Source organism: Mesorhizobium sp. M1A.F.Ca.IN.020.06.1.1 (assembly GCF_004023265.1).
Classification (GTDB): Bacteria; Pseudomonadota; Alphaproteobacteria; order Rhizobiales; family Rhizobiaceae; genus Mesorhizobium.
Genome location: NZ_RZSR01001336.1, coordinates 1 through 1,201 on the forward strand (window position 1 = coordinate 1; position 1,201 = coordinate 1,201).

Genomic DNA, 1,201 nt, shown 5'->3' on the forward strand with positions numbered 1-1,201 from the left:
GGTCGGAGCCGCCCATCTGCAGCCGGCAGCCGACGCGCTTGTAGAGCTCGACGAAGTCGTAAGCCTGCAGGATCATGTAGTTGAATTCGAGGAACGACAGCGACTGCTCGCGGTCGAGCCTGAGCTTCACGGAATCGAAGGCCAGCATGCGGTTTACGGAGAAATGCCGGCCGACATCGCGCAGGAAACTGACGTAGTTGATCTCCATCAGCCAATCGGCATTGTTGACCATCACCGCGTCGCCCGCGCCGCTGCCGAATTTGAGATAAGGCGCGAAATTGCGGCGGATGCCGACGAGATTGCTATCAATGTCCCCAGGCGTCAGCAGCTTGCGCGCCTCGTCCTTGAAAGAAGGATCGCCGATCATCGAGGTGCCGCCGCCCATCAGCGCGATCGGCCGGTGGCCGGTATGCTGCAGCCAGTGAAGCATCATGATCTGGATCAGCGATCCGGCATGCAGGCTCTTCGCCGTCGCATCGAAGCCGATATAAGCGCTCACCGTTTCCTTGGCGAAAAGCTGGTCGAGGCCGGTTTCATCCGAAATCTGGTGGATGAAGCCGCGCTCGCTCATGATGCGCAGGAAATCGGACTTGAAGGCGGACATCTTATCTTCCCGGAGATCGCACGGCATTTGGCCGAGCTTGACGTGAAGGGGCGCGTTTAGCATCCAAGCGCGATCAGCAAAAGTGGTTTCCGGTTTTGCGTAGGATCGCGCTTCAAGAGGCAAACAGGTGATCAGCAAAAGTGGTTTCCGGTTTGCGTGGGATCGCGCTTCAACGGGCAAATGGGCGATCAGCAAAAGTGGCTTGGGGCTTTGCGTGCTATCGCCGCATCCTTGCTTCGCCTCTTTTGCTGGCGTAATGAGGCGCCCGCGCAAGGGCAGCACGCCCCGACGCGCCGCGACGGGGCTATCCCGCAGATCAGATCGGACAAGCTCCCGCGATGAACAGGAACTATCTCCTCCTCTTTCTGTTCAGCATCCTGATGACCGTCAGCGGGCTGGCAAGCCTGCCGCCGATCGACCGCGACGAATCCCGCTTCGTCCAGTCGACCAAGCAGATGGTCGAGACCGGCGACTACATCGACATCCGCCTGCAGGATGTGACGCGCTACAAGAAACCGATCGGCATCTATTGGCTGCAATCGGCGGCCGTCGTATTGAGCGGTGAGGGGGCCGAAGCGCCGATCTGGGTCTATCGGC

At 59.8% G+C, this 1,201-nt stretch carries 1 protein-coding gene and 1 pseudogene; one reads left to right on the plus strand and one right to left on the minus strand.

Going from position 1 to position 1,201, the window contains the following annotated elements; all coding sequences use genetic code 11:
- On the minus strand, positions 1-604 hold a 604-nt coding region (gene tyrS, locus EOA60_RS33775), incomplete at its 3' end, for a tyrosine--tRNA ligase (protein ID WP_128312665.1).
- Between the two features lie 338 nt (positions 605-942).
- On the opposite strand from tyrS, the pseudogene EOA60_RS33780 reads away from it, so the two are divergent.
- Positions 943-1,201 (plus strand): annotated as a pseudogene (locus EOA60_RS33780) (glycosyltransferase family 39 protein); the annotation flags it as partial.